This is a genomic window from Chthoniobacter flavus Ellin428 (assembly GCF_000173075.1).
In the GTDB taxonomy this organism is placed as follows: Bacteria; Verrucomicrobiota; Verrucomicrobiia; order Chthoniobacterales; family Chthoniobacteraceae; genus Chthoniobacter; species Chthoniobacter flavus.
Window position 1 is genome coordinate 262323 of the sequence record NZ_ABVL01000008.1, and the last position, 19305, is coordinate 281627.

Here is a 19305-nt window from a genome sequence, read left to right on the forward strand (position 1 = left end):
GCTTCGGCTGACTACTCCGCGGCTCTCGCCACAGAGTTCTCCCCGGGTAAGAACCTGAACTCTCCCTCCGCGCCGCCTGGCTCTACCTGACGTGTCTGGATGGACTTCGGACTTCGCGGTTGCTCGCACGCTCGTCGCCCACGCCCGGCCTCTCTGCCAGTTTGTCTTCCTGCGGTCGGAGTTTTGCCTGCGACTTCTTTCAGCCACGACCTCGCGGTCGCTGCCTTGTCGTTCGGCTACGATTACTTCCATCAGTTTCGATCAGTTCGTTTCATCTGATTAGTTCAGGCCCATGCCGGGCACACGAGCGGCGACTTCCTGGTCGCCGATCGAAAACCCTCGGCGCGAAGCGCTCTCACTGATGGGCACCGCTTCGCGGTGCAGGGCGTTAGGAAGTCGCCCCTCCCAGTGCTCTCGTGACTCGTCGCTCCTTCCAGGAAAAGATGGGTCTAAAGCTCAGACGTTTCCATCGTCGCCGTGGAAAAAACTGGCTCCGCGATGCGCTTTTCCACGCCCCGGCGGAGTGGGGCGGCTACACCCAACGCGTTCTTTCCGGCGATTCTCTGGACAGGAGCCATCCTCCCACAGACACTTTTCCTCGCATGATCGACCTTTTCCCGGCCGTTCGCTCGGCTCTTCAGCACGTGAGCAGCATTGCGTGGCTGCTCATTTATACCGTGCAGGAAATGGGCGATCACATGCTCCGCCGGCGTCGTCTGCCCTTCCGACCGTCGATCTTTTTCGAGCAGGCCGACCGCACCGGTGTGGGCTCGGTGCCACTGGTCGCCCTGGTCTCGTTTTTTCTCGGACTCACCATGGCCCTGCTCACCGGCCACGTGCTCGCTCCCTACGGCCAGGAAACGCTCGTTCCCGCGGCGGTGGCCATCGGTTTCACGCGCGAACTCGGGCCGCTCATCACCGGCATCATGGTCGCCGCGCGTGTCGGGGCGGCTTTCACCGCCGAGCTGGGCACCATGGTCGTGGCCGAGGAAGTGGAGGCGATCGAGGCGATGGGCCTCGGCCCGTTGCGCCTGCTGGTCAGCCCGCGAGTGCTGGCCGCCTTCCTGCTCATGCCCTGCCTTTCCGTGGTTTCGAATATGATGGCGCTCTCCGGCGGCGCCCTCATCTCGCGCTGGGCTTTCGACATTCCGATGCAGGGTTTCTGGCAGAGCTCGCTCGAAAACCTTTTCATCCGCGACATCGTGGCCGGCGTGCTGAAGAGCTTCCTCTTCGGCCTGCTGATCGGGCTCATCGCCTGCTACAAGGGCTTGACCGTGCGCGGCGGCGCGGCCGGCGTGGGCACGGCGACCACTTCCAGCGTGGTCACCGCCATCACCACCGTCATCGGCTTCGATACCGTTTTCAACATCGTGCTCGTCGCCCTTTTCCCCGACTAAATGGCCACCGATTCAAAACCACTTTTGGAGTTGGAAGGGGTGCGCCTCACTTTCGGCAAGGAAGAGGTGCTCAAGGGCGTCGACCTCCACATCGCGCCGCGCGAACGGCTCATCGTGCTCGGGCAATCCGGCGGCGGAAAGAGCACGCTGCTGCGCCTCATCCTGGGCATTTTGAAACCCAGCGGCGGCTCCGTGCGGTTCAAGGGCCTGGAGGTCGGGCGCATGGGCCGGCGCCGGCTCAACAAGATGCGCCAGAAGATCGGCATGGTCTTTCAAAACAGCGCCCTCGTCAGCTCGCTCAATGTGCGCGACAATCTCGCCCTGCCCCTCGAAGAGCTGACCGACAAGCCGCGCAACGAGATCGATGACCTCATCATGCACAAGCTGGAGATGGTCGGGATGCAGGATGCCCGCGACAAGATGCCCGCCGAACTGAGCGGCGGCATGCGCAAACGCATCGCCCTCGCCCGCGGGATCATCATGGATCCGGAGTTGATTCTCTACGATGAGCCCAGCGCCGGGCTCGACCCCGTGACCAGCACGCTCATCGATCAACTCATCATCAGCCTCAGCGAAAAGATCGGCGCCACTTCCATCGTCGTCACGCACGAGATGGACAGCGCTTTCCGCATCGCCACGCGCATGGCCATGCTTTATAAAGGCCGGATCATCGCCGAAGATAAACCCGAAGCGTTCCGGCACCACTCCAACCCCGTGGTTGCCCAATTCATTTCCGGTAATACGGAAGGCCCGCTGAACGAAGATTTGCCGGAAAATCGCACATGAACCTCGTCCGCAACGAAATCCGTACAGGACTGCTCGTGGTGATCACGCTCGTCGTGCTCGTCGGCGTCCTCATCTTCCTTGGTGCACCGGGCGTCTTCGTTCCGCAGCACACCTATCGCATCTACTTTGAAAATGCCGCCGGCGTGAAACCGGGCGCGCCGGTGCTGCTCGGCGGACGCAAGATCGGGCAGGTGCGCTCGCTGTTTTCGCCCGTGGAGGAAAAGGATCGTCCAAATCCCAAGCTGGAGACGATGATCGAGGTCACCGTGGCGGCCAGGGCGCGCATCTTCAAGACGGTCAAAGTCGAGATCACCCAGCCCACCATGCTCGGCGATGCGGTCATCGATTTTGCCAGCGGCAAGGAATCCAGCGGGCTCGCGCCCGACGGCGCCTACTTCGTCGGCGAGCGCGCCCCGAGTCTCTCGGATCTTCCTTCCACCGTCATGGAGCGGCTCGACCCCGTGCTCACCAAACTCAACGGCACCCTCGACAGCCTGGAAAAGACTTCCAACAACCTCACCCGGCTCACCGCCGAAGGCGCGGACCTGCAGGAAGCCTTCGCCGAGTTCAAACAATTCGGAGTCAATCTCAACGAGATCAGCGGCTACGACAGTTCGCTGCGCCACTCGCTGCAAAACATCGAGACCCTGACCAGCGACAACGGCAAGCTGGGCCAGTCGCTCAATCATCTCGCCGAGCTCACCGGCCCGGACGGCTCGCTGTCGAAGACGTTCAAGAACACGGAAAAATTCACCTCCGAGCTCACCGCGCACGACGACGCCGCGGTGATCCTCCATAACTTCCGCGCGGCCTCGGAAAACCTCGACCGCGCGCTCACCCAGATCGGCCAGCAGTTCACGACCATCGGGGGAAATCTCGAGCAAGCCAGCGATACGGTGAAGCGCCAGCCCTGGCGACTCATCTGGCCGACGACGAAGAAATACCCCGAGCCCGCGCCGGGGATCCCGGCGAGAGGAGAAAAGGCCACGCCTTCACCGACACCGAAGAAGCGGCGGTGATGCCTAAATAAGGGAATGGATGGCCACAAAGAGGCACAAAAAGCACAAAAGCAGGCCTTTGCAGAATACGGCGGTGTCACCCGTAGGGTGTCGATGAGCGCGACCTACTGGTCCAAGGAACATTTTCTTTTTGTGTCTCTTGCGCCTTTTTGTGGCCATTCCCAGTTCCGTTTTTAGGATTACAGAATCTCACTCGGCGAATGGGTCATCGCCCAGACTGCTTCCGCGTATTTCACGCCGCAGGTGACGCCACGGTAGCGGGCGATGGCTTCCTTCAGCGCCCGGGCACTGTCCGGCTTCGCGGGATCGAATTCCGTTTTATTGACGAAAGCCATGAGCCGCCCGAGCCAATCCATGGCCGCGGCCCATTGCGGAGTAACATCGACGAAGGTATTGGGTTCGAAGCCGATGGTATGGCGCGGCCCATTGTCAAAGCAGTAAACATGGCGCGGCCCCGCGCAGGCCCGCCCGAGCACCATGTGCGGCTGCGCCAGCGCCGCCCGGCAAATGGCCGAAGCCGCTTCGTGATCCGGATGCCGATCCTGCGGCCAGAGAATGAAAGCCGTGTCGGGCTGCACCTCCGCCACGAGCTCGGCGACTTCGCGCTGGGTATCTTCATCGAGCCGGAAGTGCGCCGAAGCGCGGGAAAGAAACCGCATCTCCATCCCGCGTTCCCGCGCCAGTTCGCGGCTCACTTCGAGCAACTGTTTGTCCCGCCCCGCTACCGGCGGCCACGCCGCATAATCCCCGATGATCGCCGCAATCACCACCCGCTGATGCTGCCCCACCGCTTTGAGAAGAATCCCCGGAATCCCAAACACGCAATCATCGTAATGAGCGCCAATGGCGAGAATAGTCTTGGGCATAAGTCAGGGGGAAATCGCCCTCCTTTGTGCCCTCATCCGCCCCCGCTGGCAAACCGCGAATCGACCGAGGATGCAAAGGTTATCTGTTAGCTCTTCCTAACCTTCATGCTTTGCCGCGGTTAAAGCAGATGGGCCTGCCATCCAGTCCCCATCCGCAACTCTCCCCAGTTCGCTGAAGCCCCTTCCTTTTGCGCGTCCGATGAAAGCACTCCGCAACCTCCCGCGTCTCCTCTGGCCGCTTCTGCTCGGCTGGATGACCAGCCCGGCCCCGGCCGCGCCAGAACCCAGCCATTTACCCGCGGAAGATCGCATCGATCAACTCAGCGAATTGGCCAGCCGGCGGCATATCAAGCCGTATGAGTTGCTCGAGATTGCCGACGGTGAATATCCCAGCGAGCGCGTCATCTTCCGGGACGTCAAGACCGGCACGGTCATCTGGAAGATGAGCCACAACCCCGGCTACAACTATCACGCCTACTCCAACCTGCGGGTCTGGAATCTCGACGGCTCCCGCCTCCTCCTCTTGAGCACCCGCCCGAAACAGCCTCGCGCCTGGCTGGTCAGCCCGAACGGTGATCGCTGGATGCCGACTCCCTCGGACGACACCTGGACCTACTGGAGCGAATTGGACAAGGACCATTTGATTTACGCGGATACCCATCGTCGAATCTTCGAGAACGATGTCTCGACCGGAAAATCCCGCCAGCTCTGGGATCTCTCCCAGGAACCCGGCGAACTCAAACTCTTCCGGCCGAGCCTGGACGGGAAGAAATTCCTCGTCCGGCAGCTGGGCGTCCCGGTGGGCGACACCAAGCACTCCTTCGCGCTGGTCATGAACGCCGACGGCACCGGAGCGATCCAGCGCATCGACCTGGGCGTCATGGACGGCCAGATCTGGTTCCTCAAGCGGGCCGACCACTCCTTCACCTTCAACAGGAGTGAGGGTGGCGGCGACCGCGCCCAATGGATGTGCGAACCCGAGAAAGACGGCGCCATTCATCAGATCGGTCCCTACATGTTTTACCATCCCAGCATCAGCCCGCTGGGAACGCGCGCCGCTTCCGGACAAGCCCGCACGCCCAAGGCGCTGTGGACCACCGACCTGGATACCGGTTCCTCGAAGCAGCTCGTCTTCGTCAGCGACGAGGAGTCGCGCGTCGGCGGCGGCCACTTCTCCTGGGCGGTCGACGAAAAATGGCTCGTCGGTTCCATCGGCAACGGCATTTACGAAGTGCAGGTCGATTCCGGCGAGCGGCGGCTGCTTTGCGTCCCGAATACCCAGCACAGCGCCCGCGCCGAATCCGAGCCGGAGAGTTCTCCCGACGGCACCAAGGTGGCCTACAATTCCACCATGCTGGGCGACTGCGATGCCTACATCGCGGTGCAGAAACTTCCCGACCCTCCGCGGAACGTCCGGCGAGAGGGGCGAACCCTCACCTGGGATCCGCCGGAGCACGCTAGGGAATTGGCGGGCTATGGAGTCTATCGGGGCGCGGAGTGCATCACGGCCGGGCCCATTCAGGAGCCGCATTGCTGGGTGCCCGCCGAGAAGGAATCCTATACCGTGGTGGCGATCGAGCGCAGCGGGCTGCAATCTCCCTGCCCCGACCACGAGCCGCCACCCGCGCCCTCCGGCCTCACCGCCACCGCCAAGTCGCCATTCGCGCTCCGAGTGAGCTGGCAGCCTTCCCGGGCTCGCGACGTGAGTTACTACAACGTCTACTGCTCCGCTGGAGCGGAGACCGCGCCGGTGCAGAAAAACCGGCTGGCCTCACCCGCCGAGACCCATTCCCACGACTGGGGCCTTTCCGAGATGCATTTCCTCGATTGGGGTCTGCAGCAGGACACGCAGTATACCTACGTCGTCACCGCGGTGGACCGCGCCGGAAACGAGAGCGCCCCCAGCCCGCCCCTCACCGTGCGGACTCCGGCGATCCATCGTGTCTTTCAACACCTGGCCGTGGATAAGCCACTCGGCAACACGCCCGCCGAGATCGCCTTCGACCTGCCCCAGGATGACCACTATCTCGTCTGGATCGAACTCCAGGGCGAGGGAGGCGCAGTCAAGCAGCAGTCGCTCCGGGTGAGTTGGGACGGAGCCCGGCCGGCCGTCGATTTTCCCATGTGGGACTATGTCACAACCGGGCACGATAACCCGTCCGCCACCGCCTTCTTCGATACGCTCAAGTCGGACAGCCAGTGCAACCCGTGGTACGAGCTCAAGGCCGGCCCCCACCGCGTCGCCCTGACGATGCCCGGCGGCAAAGGCACGCTCCTCTCCCTCACCATCACCAACGACGCCGGCTACCTCCCCGACGGGATCACTTCTTTCCGCAATTCCCCATAGCGCCGATGCGTTAGCCCGCTCCCCAACCGCCTCGGACGTAACCCCCCATTTCTTATGCGAACCATCCTGTTTGCCATGGCGATCCTGGCGGCGAATGCCGCGGCCAGCGACACCCTCGCCCCCTGGTCCTCGAAAACCGAGCCGGGAGATATCGCGAAGAATCACGTGGAGCAAATCGCCGACGCGGGACCCGCAAAGCACACCTACACGGTGATTCAGGGTGGCACCGTGGATGGGCAAAACTGCCGATCGCCATTGGGAGTCGGCATGAATCGGGAAGGCGTTTCCGACCAGGTCTGGGAGTCCAATCGCTTCGTCCGGCTGGAGAACGTCGGCGACTCCGATGTCATCAATCCGTGGCTTTCGAACGGTCGCAATACCTTCCGAAATTTTGGCGAGGTCTTCGCGTCTGCCGTCACGCCGGGGATGAGCGCGAAGGAGAAGGCCCTGGCCCTGTGGTTCCAGGAAATTCAGTTTCGGTATCATGCCGGGGGCGACAATAAAGAACTGGGAGATCCCGTGAAGGTGTTCAATTCGTACGGCCACAACACCTGTGGCAACGACTCGATCTGCCTAGCGGGGCTGTGGCAGAAGGCCGGCTTGAAAGCCGCCCCGGCGCGCGGCGTGGGTCACTGCATCACCCAGGTGTTCTACGAGGACCGGTGGCATCTGCTCGATGGCGACCAGGCCGTGCTCTATTTGCTGAGGGACAATGAAACGATCGCCGGCGAGCAGGATATCGTGCGCGATCACGATTTGATCCGGCGCACCCACACCTCGGGCATCACCTTTGCCGACAACCGCGCGCACGACGAATGGGAGTCGGCGCTCTATGGGTACGAGGGCGAGGTCAAAGGGCAGCGCAACTGCAACGACAAGACCTCGATGAACATGACCCTGCGTCCGGGCGAGGCGCTGGTCTGGCGCTGGGGACATCTCACTCCGGTCAAGTACCACGGCGACAAGCCGATCTACCCGGACATGGTCTGCAACGGTCTTTGGGAATATCGCCCCGATTTCACCAAGCCGGTCTGGCGCCAAGGCGCAACGCGGGTGGAAAATATCCAGGAGAAGGACGGTGAACTTTCTGCCGAGCCCGGGAAAAGCGGCACGATCGAATGGACCGTGCGGACTCCCTATGTGATCGTCGGCGGCCAGCTCGAGGTCGGGGGCGCCGGGGCAAAATTTGCCATCTCCCGCGATGGAAAAACCTGGGAATCCGCGACGGACAACCTCGACAAATTCTTCCCGCCCAACGGGCCGGCCTGTTACGAGTACCGCATCCGCTGTGAGTTCACGCCGGAGACGCGCGTGCAGCGGCTGGCCATCGTGAACGATTTGCAGATGGCGCCGCTGGTCCTGCCTTCGATGTCGATCGGCGGGAACACCTTTGTTTATAGCGACGAGACCAACGGCGAACGAAAGGTCACCGTGACCCACGGTTGGGTCGAGCGCTCCAGCTCCACGCCGCCACCTGCCGTGGAGGCTCCCATCGCCCCGGTGGATGGCGGCGAAGTGAACGGCACCGACATCGCGTTCCAGTGGAAAGCGCCACCGCCGGCCGACGGTGCCCGGATCGCCGACTATCATTTCGAGCTGTCCGACCGCGTGGACATGAAGTGGCCGCTCTCCACCAATTTCTACAAATTGATCTCGCGGACCGCGGACCGTGGCCAGGCGCAGTACACCCTGCCGGCCGCGGGTTTGCTGGCTCCTAATCATCGGTATTTCTGGCGTGTCCGGGCCAAAAACAGCCAGGGCGTTTGGGGACCGTGGAGCAAAGTCTGGAGCTTCACGCCGCAGGCACCAAGTTACCCCTTGGAAGTCAACCTGGTGTATGACGAAAAGAAGACCGAGGGAATCCTGCATTGGAAGCCGAATCCCGCCGGCCGGCCGGCGGTGAAGTACCGCATCTACGGCAGCGACGAAAAAGGCTTCGCGGTCAGCGATGTGCCCTACCAGGTCAACGTCGGCGCGACGCGCGATCTCGCCGCGCAATTCCCGGCCAACTTCATCGCGGAAACCAGCGACGCGGAACTGGCGGTCCTGGGCCCCAAAATCAAACTGCCGAATGCCAACAAGACCTACTATCGCGTCGTCGCCGTGGATGAGCATGGCAAGCGAAGCGGCCCGTCCGATTACGCCACCGCGCCGCGCCCGGTCATCCATAGCGAACCGCCCACCGCGGCCCGCGTGGGTGGCGACTACCACTATCAGCCCCAGGCCAACCGCTCCCTGGGAGATTTAAAGGCGCGCGAGATCAACGGCCAGGAGGTCCGCGCGTTCTTCGAAATCGAATCCCCGAAGTACACGATCGTCAAAGGTCCCGCCTGGCTGAAACTCGACCCTGCCACCGGCACCCTCGTGGGCAAGCCCGACGCCGCCGGCAAGTTCGAGGTCACCATCCTCGCCACCATCGAGCGCGAACAACGCAAAGTGGACGAAGCGGCGCTCGTCTGGGGGAACTATCGATTGCTCGCCACCTCGATCGAGAAATTAGCCGGCACTCCCCAATCATTCACCATCGATGTGACCCCGTGAAGCCGGCCCTCTCGCGAAGAAAGCGGAGGTCGCAAGGTTCGCGAGCCAGGGCTTCTGCGAGGGGGAATGTCCGTCTGAGCAGGAGAGCTGGCAGATCTGTCAATATTTGTGGCTCTTCGCTGTTTGGAGTGGGTGGCTTACGAACTGCCTATGCTCGCGGTGAAATCATCGCAGTAAGCGCGAAGCGCCCCAAAAAAAGGTCATCCTGAGCGGAGCGGGGAAGCATGGGCGGAGTCGAAGGACCTCTGATCTCCGTGGGTTTTCGCGCGGAGCCGTGTGACGGTGTGACGGAGTTGAGATACACGCGTTACTGTTATTCGCTATACCATCTTTGCCCTACGGAAGAAGAAGTACCTCCAATATCCTTCTTCTCATCCGCTGCACTGGAGAAGACGGTTTCTCTTCGAGAGCTAACCGACGCTCCGCAAAAACCCGCGGAAGTCGGAGGTCCTTCGACTCCGCCCATGCTTCCCCGCTCCGCTCAGGATGACAGGGATTTTTCCAGGCGCTTCGCGCTCACTGCCATAATTTCACCGCGGGAAAACGCCAAGCCTTCGGCACCCACTCCAAACAGCGAAGCCATATTTGTTGCCCGACCCCTATCTTGCGACTCCAATCTTGTGCGATTAGCGAAGCGCTTTGGGAACGCACACCACGGTCGGAAACTCCGTTTCCCTCTCACCGCCGCCGATTACCGCGCAGCACTGGCTGAGCGCCGGGTAACCACTCGCGGACGGAACCGATAGTCTTCCCGCCAAAGTTGGCAGAGTGACTACCGAGAAACGGAGTTTCAAGGCCGCGCACGCCATTCCCAAAGCGCTTCGCTAATTGTTGGCGGTCCGGGCCGGACGGGCGTTGCCGTCGCCACCCTGCGGGCAGACTGCGTCTGACCTCTCGCTCCGCTCGAGTTTAGGAACGATATGAAGCCGGCAGCCGCTAATCAATAAGGGCCAGCCATCCGTGACAGGCGCCTGTGCAAGAAAATCGTCTCTGCTAGCGTGCCGCTCGTGAATTCACCAGCGAACCCCTCTCATGCCGTCCCGGCGAAAATCGGCAGCGTCGTCGTTTTCATCAATCGCACCAAGACCGATTCGCAGCGGATCGCGGTCGCCTTGAAAGCCTTTCTCGATCGCAAAAAAATCCGGCAGGAGTGGGTCGAGACCCTGCCTCCGCAGCGGAATCTCTTTCGAAAAATGGGGGATCTCCGGGAGAGCAAGGCCGACATGGTCATTGCCGTCGGAGGAGATGGCACGCTCCTCCAGGCCGCCCATCGGTTTCGCGGATCGCCCGTGCCGATCCTCGGGGTCAACATCGGCTACCTCGGGTTCATCACCTCGGTCACCAGCGAAGGCATTCGCCGGCAGCTCAGCCGCGTGCTGAATGGAGATTTTGTCGTGAGCGAGCGCACGGCGATCGAGGTGCTTATCTCGGGGGAAAAGAAAGCCGTCGCCGGATGGGCGTTGAATGACGCGATCATCACCCGCGGAAGCAATCCGCACATGATCAGCGTCAACGCCAGCATCGGAAAGCGCCGGTTGACCAAATACCGTTGCGACGGTCTCATCATCGCCACGCCCACGGGGTCGACCGCCTATTCCCTCGCCGCCGGCGGACCGATCATCAGCCCCGAATGCAGCGTCCTCACCGTGACCCCCATTTGCCCGCAGGCGCTGACCAATCGCTCCGTGGTCATCGACTCCACCGAGCCGATCGAAATCCGGCTTGATCGCGCCTCTGGTCCCGCTGAACTCCAGGTCGACGGGATGCGCATCGCGAAATTAGAAAACACTCACACCATCACGGTGAAAACGGCGAGCGCCCCCGTGCCCATCGCGTTTCTGCCCGAGATCAATTACTACGACGTGCTCGCCGAAAAATTGCAATGGCGGGGAGACGGACTTTCCAAACCCAAATACGGACACTCATGAGCTATCTGCTTTTCCCCGGCCGGCACCTCGTCAACACGACATTCCAGGAGCAATATCTCCAGCGCGTTTTGTCGCAACCGCCGGCGGCGCTTCCCGGCTTTTTGCCCGGCAGCGATGCGACCGAAAAGCCGCCCGTGGAAATCCTTTTCGCGATCACTTCCGCCAATCAGGAAAACTCCCGCTACAATCCCATTCCCTTTCACATCCGCGCGGTGGGCGTGGATCGATTTGCCCGGCAGTTGCCGGCCGCGGCGACCTTCCGCCATCGCATTTTCGGCATCCCGCACTACGGCCACACCCGGAATTTCGCCGCTTTCACCATCAAGGAAATCGCCCACCAAAGTGAGCGGACGATTCTCCTGACCCCGGCGAATTGTCTCGTCCTTTGTTCCACGCCCGAGGTGATCAAGCTCTACCAGGAACTCGGGTTCCCCATCGCCCCGGCGGAATTGGCGGAGACCGAAATGCGTCCGGCCACGCCCATCGAAATCATCCGCGAAATCGGCGCGCAAAAAGATTGGCGGAGCGGGGATCTGGTCAAAACCCAATTGGCGGCGAGTCACGGCAGTTTGTTCGAGGATTTTCCCGAGGTCCCCAAACGCATTGCCCGCCTGTATCAGGATCCGCTCACCAATCAGGAAGGCAGTCTCACCGCGACCCGCAACTACAGCTCTTACGCCCGCGGCATGAACGAGATCATCCGGCTCAAGTATCTCGACATCCGCCACACCCTCAAACCGGGACGCATCGTCGACGAAGGCTGCGCCGATGGCGCCCTGCTGGCCGAGATCAGCCAGGACTTCCCCGACGCGGATTTATTCGGGATCGACCTCTCGGCGGAATTTGCCGGACGTTTTCAGGAGCGGCAACGGGCCGGGGAATTCAGCGGCGCCTACGTGCATTTCTTCCACCGCAACCTCCTCGATTCCCTCTTTGAGGAGGAGTCCATCGACACCACCATCTGCAACAGCACGCTCCATGAACTCTGGAGCTATGCCAGCCAGGAAAAAACCGTCCGGGCCTATCTGGCCGAAAAGTTCCGCCAGCTTCGTCCTGGGGGCCGGTTGATCATTCGCGACGTGCTCGGCCCCGAAGACGGCGACGCCACCGTGGACCTATGGTGCTCTCCGGATGATGGAGAAAATCCAGCGCCAGCGGAATTGGCGTCCCGCAAAGAGCGCGACCAGGAATGGCTGCAACGCCTCTCGACGCGGGCGCGATTCCATTTGTTTGCCCGCGACTTCCTGCCGGCGAATCGGAGCTTTTCGTTTGCCGAAACCGAGGAGGCCGGCCGCCCTGTCTTTCGGCTCACCCTCCGGCAAGCCGCGGAATTTCTCTCGAAGAAAGATTACACCGACAACTGGAAATCCGAAATGAACGAGGAGTTTTGTTTCTGGAGTTTTTCCCAGTGGAAAAACACCCTCGTCGAAACCGGTTTCCAGGTGTTGGAAAACGTCAACGATCCCGCCTCCGGCTCCCGCGCCTACGCGAATCCCTGGATCATCCAGAACCGCTACGAAGACCGGGTCTCGATCTCCACCACCGAAGGAACCAAGCTCCCCTGGCCCCCGACCAACATGGTCCTGGTCGCGGAAAAACCGTTGGGGTAAGGAGGCGACGGGATGACGAAAGCGGGTTGGCCGCCTCGGTAGCTGAGGGGTAAGGTGCAAATTTGCACCTTACTTCCATTTCCCCTCGTTCCCTCGTTGGTTGGCCGCCTCTGTAGTTATGGGGAAATAGGCAAATTTGCCTATTTCTTTCCCCTCGTCTCGCGCGTTCCCAAAGGTGTTCCGCGACACGGGGGAGGCCAAGGGCATCGCGTAGCGATGCAAAGCCGGTAGCCGTGGACTTTCAGTCCACGGTCCCCGATCGCAGAGCGTCCGTCGCGGAGCTACGTTTGCCCGTGGCGATCTCCTTTCCGAGGCAAACGTCGCTCCGCGACGAAGCGCATGGGGTCGTGTTTTCCGTGGACTGAAGTCCACGGCTACCGGCAAGGATCGCTACGCGATAGGAAGAGTCGCGTCGCGCTATTTTTTCTCGTTCCCACGGCACCACGGACTTCTCACCGAGCTTTGAATCTGCGGCCTCTGCGTTTAAAAATCTTTGGTTGCTGAGACTCTGCCGCGCTGTGTCTCCTCTTTTCCTCCTCTGCGGCCCTCTGCGTTCTCAGCGTCCTCTGCAGTGCTAACCATGAAAATGTCCGCACGACGCGTAGAATTTTTGGCCCGCGAATCACGCAAATAACACGAATGAGGGCAGATCATTCGCGTCATTCGGGTGATTCGCGGGTCACTTTCCCTTCCCTGTCTTTTCGCATGTTCGTGGCTCCCCTTTTGGTTGCGGCTCCGCCGCGCTGTGTCCTCTGCGTTTAAATCTGCCCCGATTTCTCGGGACAATGCCTTGTTACTCGTTTCGCCGATTGAGGAACTGGCGGCTTTTGGTGATGTCGAGGATGGCGACGGAGAAGCGGTCGTCGGATTTCGATAGATCCGCGCGCATGCTGTCCATCAGCGGTTTGTCGGTGAGGATGATGGTGCGGCCGAGGGCGTAGCCGATGAGCTTGCGGCAGAAATTCATGGTGAATTCGCTGTCGCGCTGGGCGAGGAAGTTGCGCAGGCCGTCGAGGCCTTTGAAGGTGGCGCCGCCTTTCATCTGGCCGGTGTTGTCGATGGGCAGGCCGGCTTCATCGACCGTGCGGACGCGGCCGATGGGGTCGAAGCCTTCGAGGGCGAAGCCGAGCGGGTCGATCTTGTCGTGGCAGACGGAGCAGGCTTTGTCCTTGCGATGGCGCTCGAGGCGTTCGCGGAGGGTGGAGGCTTTGCTCACGCTGTCGTCGAGCTTGGGGACGTTGTTCGGCGGCGGCGGAGTGGGTGTGCCGAGGACGGAGGTGAGCAGCCAGACGCCGCGCAGGACGGGGCTGGTGCGCTGCGGATAGGAATTCTTGGCCAGCAGGCAGCCCATGCCTAACACGCCGCCGCGCTGGTAGTCGGCGACTTTGACCTGGCGGAATTCGTCGCCGGTGATGTTAGGAATGCCGTAGAATTTGGCCAGCCGCTCGTTGAGATAGGTGTAGTCGGCGCTGACGATCTCGCGCACGGGACGGTCTTCGCGAATGAGATGGGTGAAGAATTCGACGGCCTCGCGATACATGTCGTGCTGGAGCTCGGGGGTGAACTCGGGGAACTTATTGGTGTCGATGTTCGCCTTGGCGTCGAAGCCGTTGAACTTCAGCCATTGGCCGGCGAATTCCTCGGCGAGGGCGCTGGCCCGCGGGTCGCGCAGGAGGCGCTTCGTCTCGCGGGCGAGGACGTCGGGCTTGAGCAGCGAGCCATCGGCGGCGGCGGCGCGGAGGGGGGCGTCGGGCTCGGAGGCCCAGATGAAATAGCTGAGGCGGCTGGCGACTTCCCAGGCGTTGAGCGGCTGGACGCCGGGCTGGCTGGCGTCCTCGAGCTTGAAGAGGAATTGCGGGGAGACGAGGACGCGGACGATGACTTCGCGGCCGGCGGATTCGCGATCGAGGTCACGGCCGCGGGCGGCGTCGTAGAGCGCGCCGATCTGCGCGGTTTCGTCAGCGCTGAGCGGATGGCGCCAGGCGCGGGTAGCGAAGGCAGCGAGGTCCTTTTTCTCAATGTTATCCCACTCCTTGCTGTACTGCGGGGCGATCTGCGGGCTTTTGACGAAGTTCCAGTCGGTCATCATTTTTTCCCAATGCGCCTTTTCGGCCGGGGAGATGATGGCGGTGAGCTGGGCGTCGCTGAGATAGTAGACGCTGGTGGCCGGGTGGCCGCCGCGATAGTAGTTGCGGGCGACTTCCTCGAGGCGACGGACGTATTCGTCGGGAAACGCCTCTTTCATGACGTTGAACTCGCGGCCGAGGAGGTGGGTGGCGGAGCTGCCGCGCTTCCAGACGGTGAGGCTGCCGGGAATGACTTTCGTGGGATCGGGCGGCGTGTCCGCGGTGGCCAGCCATTGCACGCTGGCGGCATCGGCGTCGGGGCCATCGATGTCGAGCTTGCCGCCGCCGATGAATTCGGAAGCATCCGGCGGCAGGGGCAGGGTGATGACGACGGGCGCCTGGACGACAATGGCGTCGGCGGCACAGGTGCCACCGCGCGGGTCTTTGCCGAATTTACCAAGGGCCTCTTCCTTGGTGGCGAGGGCGGCGTTGAGCTTGGCGGCGTCGGCGCCGGCCTTGGCCGGGTCGGCACCCAACTTGCCAGGATCGGCACCAAGCTTGGTGAGCGCGTCCTTGTCCGCGGCGATCGCGGACTTCAGCCAGTCGATGTAGAGCTCCTTTTTCTTGCCGTGCTTGAGGGTCAGGCCGTCGAAGGTCACCCAGTCGCCCTTGTTGCCATCGGCGACGTCGCCGAGGACGATATGCACAGCCGGGTGGCCGCTCACGCCCGTGGTGAAGCTGTAGCGATGGATGCCATCGGAATCCTGTTGATGGCGCTGGACGCCGCCGCCGGGATTTTTCGCCGGTCCGAGCCAGGAACGTTGGTTGGCCTGGATCTGCTGGATCTTTTCACTGACCGCGGCCGGGACGTCGTGCGGCTTGGCGGCATCGGGCCCGGGGAGTTCGCGCCAGGTCACGCGGGTGAGGTCGAGGTAGCGCGATTCGGGCTTGGTGCTGTTGAGGACGGTCCACCAATTCTCGAGGAAGGCGAGGGTGAGGTGGTTGTCCTTGGCGAGCTGCTCGAGCGAGGTGGCGCCGGTGAGGTCCTTGTGCTGCCACTTCCAGCAAGCGGTCATGTAATCCGCTTCGTGCGCGTCTTCGCCGTCCTTCGGCAGGAGCGGCTCGGCCATTTTCTGATACCAGACGTAGAGGGCTTGCTCGGCCTGAGCCTTGAGCTGGACGGGGCCGCGCAGACCAACGCGCGTCTTTTGGAAAGTGATGCCGGAGCCGGGCAGGATGGTCGCGTAATCGGCCAGCTTGCGCGCGGCGGAGAAGTATTTGTCGAGCTGCTGCGGGCTGATGAAGAGGACGTCGCCGACGTTGGAGAAGCCTTCGCCGCCGCCGCCGTCGGGGGTGAAATCTTTCGCCAGGCCGAGGTCGACGCCGGTGAGGTCGCGCAGGGTGTGGTCGTACTCGGTATTGGTCAGGCGCCGGATGGTGACGGTGCCGGGGTCGCCGCCGTGCTCGCGGATGGTGTCGTCGAGCGAATGGGTGAGCCACTGCAGCGTCTTGTCGCGCTCGGCGTCGGCGAGGGGCTTTTTGTCATCGGGCGGCATGTCGCCCGAGGAGACGGCTTCCTTCACCTTTTCCCACATTTCGAATTCGGTGGAGAGATGCGGGTCGTCGTTGAGCTTCTTGAGGTTGACGCCGCCTTTGACCTTCTTCTCGCCATGGCATTCGTAACACCGCTGCTGGAGGAGCGGGCGGACGTCCTGCCAGCCGGAAGTGGTCGCGGTGTCCGCGTGGGCGGTGCAGGCGAGCAGGGGCCAGAAGGCGATGGGCAGGAAGAAATGGCGGCGGTTCAACATGGTTCGGAACGCCCGAGGGCGGCGGAAGAAAAAGACCTTCCCTGTAACCGCTTTCTTAGCCTCGACAACGGAAAGTGCTTGTCGCGGCTTGCGAAGATTGCGCCTGATCTTGCGGTGGCGACATGTTGTCGCGCATCGCAGCGGAGTGCGGCAAAGGGGAAAGACATGGGTGAGCGTAACACGGAAATGGCGGGATTGCAGATGGTTGGGGCGGGACGCCCATCTGCAGCGGCGCCGTCCCCGGCGTCGGAAATCTTCGGTGGGAAGCGAGGCCGCTTGCCGCCATCACGCCACCCATGCTAGGATGACGCAATGAGCACGCTTGCCGAAATCGAGTCCGCAGTCGAAACGCTGCCGCTGGCGGAGCAGGAGGAGCTTTTGAATCGCCTCGTCATGAAACTGGGCGGGAGTAGCGGGGCTGAGTTTGCGGTCCGCGAAGATCATGTCCGACTGCTCGACGAGCGCTTCGCTGCCTACCGCAAGGACCCGAGCCAGGCGTCTACTTGGGAGGAAGTGAAACGCCGGTTCGCAGCCCGCCGCGGCTGATGCGGATCGAGCTCTCGCTCCTCGTGCCCAAGCTCCTGCTTGGGCAAGAACTGGCTGACGAGTCTTCTCATCGCGGAGCGATCCTTGCCTGTAGCCGTGGACTTTAGTCCACGGAAACCTTTCCCAGAGGCCTCGTCGCGGAGCGACGTTTGCCTTTCGTGTTCCCTCGTTGCCGCAAACGTCGCTCCGCGACGGGCCCTATGAACTCCTTTCCGTGGACTGAAGTCCACGGCTACAGGCAAATATCGCTCCGCGATTGAAAGACCGCTGTCGTCCACCTCTACCGAATGTCGGTTCGGCCTAGCGGGAGTCGGAGGACGGGTGAGCGGGCGCTCCCCGAAGATCCGCAGCCGCGCCGTTCAGCCTTTGCGCGCGCGGTATTCGCTCGGGCGCCAGCCGACCCATTTCTTGAAGGTTGTGGAGAAGACGAAGGGATTGGCGTAGCCCACCGCGCCGGCCACGGTCTCGATTTTGTCGTCGGTCGTGGCGAGCAGCTTGGCGGCGTATTGCATGCGCAGGAAGATGACGTGATGCATCGGGCTGCGGCCGAGTTCGCGACGGCAGAGGCGGCGCAGGTGCTCGGTGCTGAGGTGGCAGTGGCGGGCCAGGCGGTCGAGCGACCACGGTTCGCCGAGGCGGGCGGCGACGTGTTCCCAGAGATGGCCGAGGCGGTCATCGGTCTGCCACGGACGGGCGAAGCGGAGCACGTAGGTGTGGATCAATTCCACCCAATGGCTCACTGCCGCCGGGGCGGTCTGGCTCTGCATCTCAGAGAAGAGGCCCTGCACTGCGGCGTGGAGCGGGCGCGGATCGAAGCGGGCCAGCGCCGGCGAGGAGGACGAGATGATCGGCTTTTGATCCGGCGGCTGTTGATAGCGCACCCAGGTAAATTCCCAGCGCTCTCCCCGCACCGCGCGGAAAGCGAGCATGGCATGGGGCGGGGCGAGACAGGCCCAGCCTTCGCGGCAGGTCTGCCAGCGGCCGTCGAGCAGGATCTGCCCGCGCCCGGCGGAGCAGGAGAGCAGATACGTTCCGCTCAGATCCATCCGCACCATTTCATAAGGCGCGGCGGCATCCGCGAGGCCGACATGCGCGATGTGGTGCAAGGCCAGTGCCGGACATTCCTGCGCCCGCACCTTGGCCTCGATGGTCTCGGGGCCGATGACGTGGGTCTCGGTCAGTTGCTTGGGAGGATTGGGCACAGAGGGGCTTTATCTCAGAGCCGCGCGTCTGGCGAGCTTCGCCGGAGGAATGACCACGGATTGCAGGATTACGCGGATTTTAGAGCATCCAAATAAAGCCGTAGTCGCAGCTAATTTAAACGCAGTCCTGAGGAACTTCGTTCTGCACAGAAAGCCTCCATGAGAAGCGGCCTCCTCTTCACAACCATTTTCGGAGTAGAGGACACAGCGCGGCGGAGCCGCAACCAAAGGCCTACCCATTTAAACGCAGAGGACGCCGAGAACGCAGAGGGCCGCAGAGGAAGGGCCTGCCATCCCTCCTTTCCTCTCTCAAAATGCTCTCCCCTGCCCAGCTGTTCTCAAACTAATACCAACATGTTGGTCTTAACCGATAAGCCGTTCCTCACGACCGGACTGTTCGGCTCGACGAACCCTATTTTCCGAGCGAGGTCCCGGAAAATTCGTGCAGCGCTAACCCGAAAAGTGTACGCAGCTTGCGAAAATTTTTTGACCGCGAATGGACGCGAATAAGCACGAGTGGCCCGACAGCATGCTCCAACAATTCTCTGCGGCCCTCGGCGTCCTCTGCGTTTAAATGGGTAGGGTCAAAACTTCCGTCGTTCTATTCTGCTATGTGCTTGGGCTTTCCGCACGGCGAACTGGTGGCCGCTCTCCCCAGAATACTTCGCGGTCTTCAGGTTCGAATAATTCCGCCAGATCGACAGTCAGGCCGGGAAGAAGCCTTGATTCCGCTTTCCCTGTTTCCGCGGCAAACGAGTGCATCACAAAACGCTTTTCATTCAGCGCGAGAATTTCGAGTGACTGATTCGCGGGATCGACAATCCAGTACTCCTTTACTCCGAACCGAGCATACTGTTCGAGCTTGTCATAGCGATCGCGCACGATGGTTGAGGGAGAGATGATTTCCACGATCAAGTCGGGGGTGCCCCGAATCCAGTCCTGGGCGATGCCCGCGTTTTCCCTGGCGATGAAAAGCAAATCCGGCTCCGCCGTATTGTCCTCAGCCATGATTACATCCAGTGGGCCGATGAGCAGTTTCCCGAGGGCTCGCGGGCGGATGAATGCATCCAACAACCGGAGCAGTTGCCCGGAGATGAGCTGATGATAGAACCCGGGTAATGGGCGGTGGATGGGAATCAGTCGCCCGTCATAGATTTCGTAGAGGTCGGTTTCATCGAACTGCATGAGA

The 19305-nt window shown here is 61.9% G+C and carries 12 protein-coding genes; 8 read left to right on the top strand and 4 right to left on the bottom strand.

Features of this window, described 5'->3' with window-relative positions:
- Nucleotides 1-602 precede the first annotated feature (602 nt).
- From CFE428DRAFT_RS15410 to CFE428DRAFT_RS15420, 3 genes are read left to right on the top strand one after another with little or no spacing between them, the layout of a single operon-like run.
- Nucleotides 603-1397 carry an MlaE family ABC transporter permease gene (locus CFE428DRAFT_RS15410; protein WP_006980508.1) on the top strand — a complete coding sequence of 265 codons (795 nt, stop codon included), beginning with the start codon at nt 603-605 and terminating at the stop codon, nt 1395-1397.
- The gene (locus CFE428DRAFT_RS15415) at nt 1398-2183 is read left to right on the top strand and encodes an ABC transporter ATP-binding protein (RefSeq protein WP_006980509.1); all 786 of its coding nucleotides are present in this window, start codon (nt 1398-1400) and stop codon (nt 2181-2183) included.
- Nucleotides 2180-3202, top strand: coding sequence for an MlaD family protein (locus tag CFE428DRAFT_RS15420; protein ID WP_006980510.1), 1023 nt, complete (start codon nt 2180-2182; stop codon nt 3200-3202). Before CFE428DRAFT_RS15415 ends, CFE428DRAFT_RS15420 begins: the two co-directional genes overlap by 4 nt.
- 179 nt (nt 3203-3381) lie before the next feature.
- On the opposite strand, the gene CFE428DRAFT_RS15425 is transcribed toward CFE428DRAFT_RS15420, so the two are convergent.
- Nucleotides 3382-4068 (bottom strand): PIG-L deacetylase family protein, encoded by a 687-nt coding sequence (locus tag CFE428DRAFT_RS15425; protein ID WP_006980511.1) that lies wholly within the window; start codon nt 4066-4068, stop codon nt 3382-3384.
- A gap of 199 nt (nt 4069-4267) precedes the next feature.
- Here CFE428DRAFT_RS15425 and CFE428DRAFT_RS15430 point away from each other — a divergent pair, with 199 nt between their 5' ends.
- From CFE428DRAFT_RS15430 to CFE428DRAFT_RS15445, 4 genes are all read left to right on the top strand, one after another.
- Entirely contained in the window at nt 4268-6415 is a 2148-nt protein-coding gene (locus CFE428DRAFT_RS15430; RefSeq protein WP_006980512.1) for a fibronectin type III domain-containing protein, read from the top strand.
- A 54-nt stretch (nt 6416-6469) separates the two neighbouring features.
- Complete coding sequence (locus CFE428DRAFT_RS15435; protein WP_006980513.1) at nt 6470-8956, top strand: putative Ig domain-containing protein; 2487 nt, start codon at nt 6470-6472, stop codon at nt 8954-8956.
- Nucleotides 8957-9963: 1007 nt separating this feature from the next.
- The gene (locus CFE428DRAFT_RS15440) at nt 9964-10884 is read left to right on the top strand and encodes an NAD(+)/NADH kinase (RefSeq protein WP_131990175.1); all 921 of its coding nucleotides are present in this window, start codon (nt 9964-9966) and stop codon (nt 10882-10884) included.
- The gene (locus CFE428DRAFT_RS15445; RefSeq protein WP_006980515.1) at nt 10881-12494 is read left to right on the top strand and encodes a methyltransferase domain-containing protein; all 1614 of its coding nucleotides are present in this window, start codon (nt 10881-10883) and stop codon (nt 12492-12494) included. Before CFE428DRAFT_RS15440 ends, CFE428DRAFT_RS15445 begins: the two co-directional genes overlap by 4 nt.
- Before the next feature lie 793 nt (nt 12495-13287).
- Here CFE428DRAFT_RS15445 and CFE428DRAFT_RS15450 read toward each other — a convergent pair.
- On the bottom strand, nt 13288-16368 hold the full coding sequence (locus tag CFE428DRAFT_RS15450; protein WP_006980516.1) for a DUF1592 domain-containing protein: 3081 nt from the start codon (nt 16366-16368) through the stop codon (nt 13288-13290).
- 312 nt (nt 16369-16680) lie between these two features.
- Here CFE428DRAFT_RS15450 and CFE428DRAFT_RS15455 point away from each other — a divergent pair, with 312 nt between their 5' ends.
- Nucleotides 16681-16914, top strand: a complete 234-nt coding sequence (locus CFE428DRAFT_RS15455) for an addiction module protein (protein WP_006980517.1) — start codon at nt 16681-16683, stop codon at nt 16912-16914.
- A gap of 359 nt (nt 16915-17273) precedes the next feature.
- Here CFE428DRAFT_RS15455 and CFE428DRAFT_RS15460 read toward each other — a convergent pair whose 3' ends face one another.
- Both CFE428DRAFT_RS15460 and CFE428DRAFT_RS15465 read right to left on the bottom strand, forming a co-directional pair.
- The gene (locus CFE428DRAFT_RS15460) at nt 17274-18116 is read right to left on the bottom strand and encodes a helix-turn-helix transcriptional regulator (protein ID WP_006980518.1); all 843 of its coding nucleotides are present in this window, start codon (nt 18114-18116) and stop codon (nt 17274-17276) included.
- Nucleotides 18117-18725: 609 nt separating this feature from the next.
- Entirely contained in the window at nt 18726-19301 is a 576-nt protein-coding gene (locus CFE428DRAFT_RS15465; RefSeq protein WP_157447533.1) for a Uma2 family endonuclease, read from the bottom strand.
- Between the last annotated feature and the right edge of the window lie 4 nt (nt 19302-19305).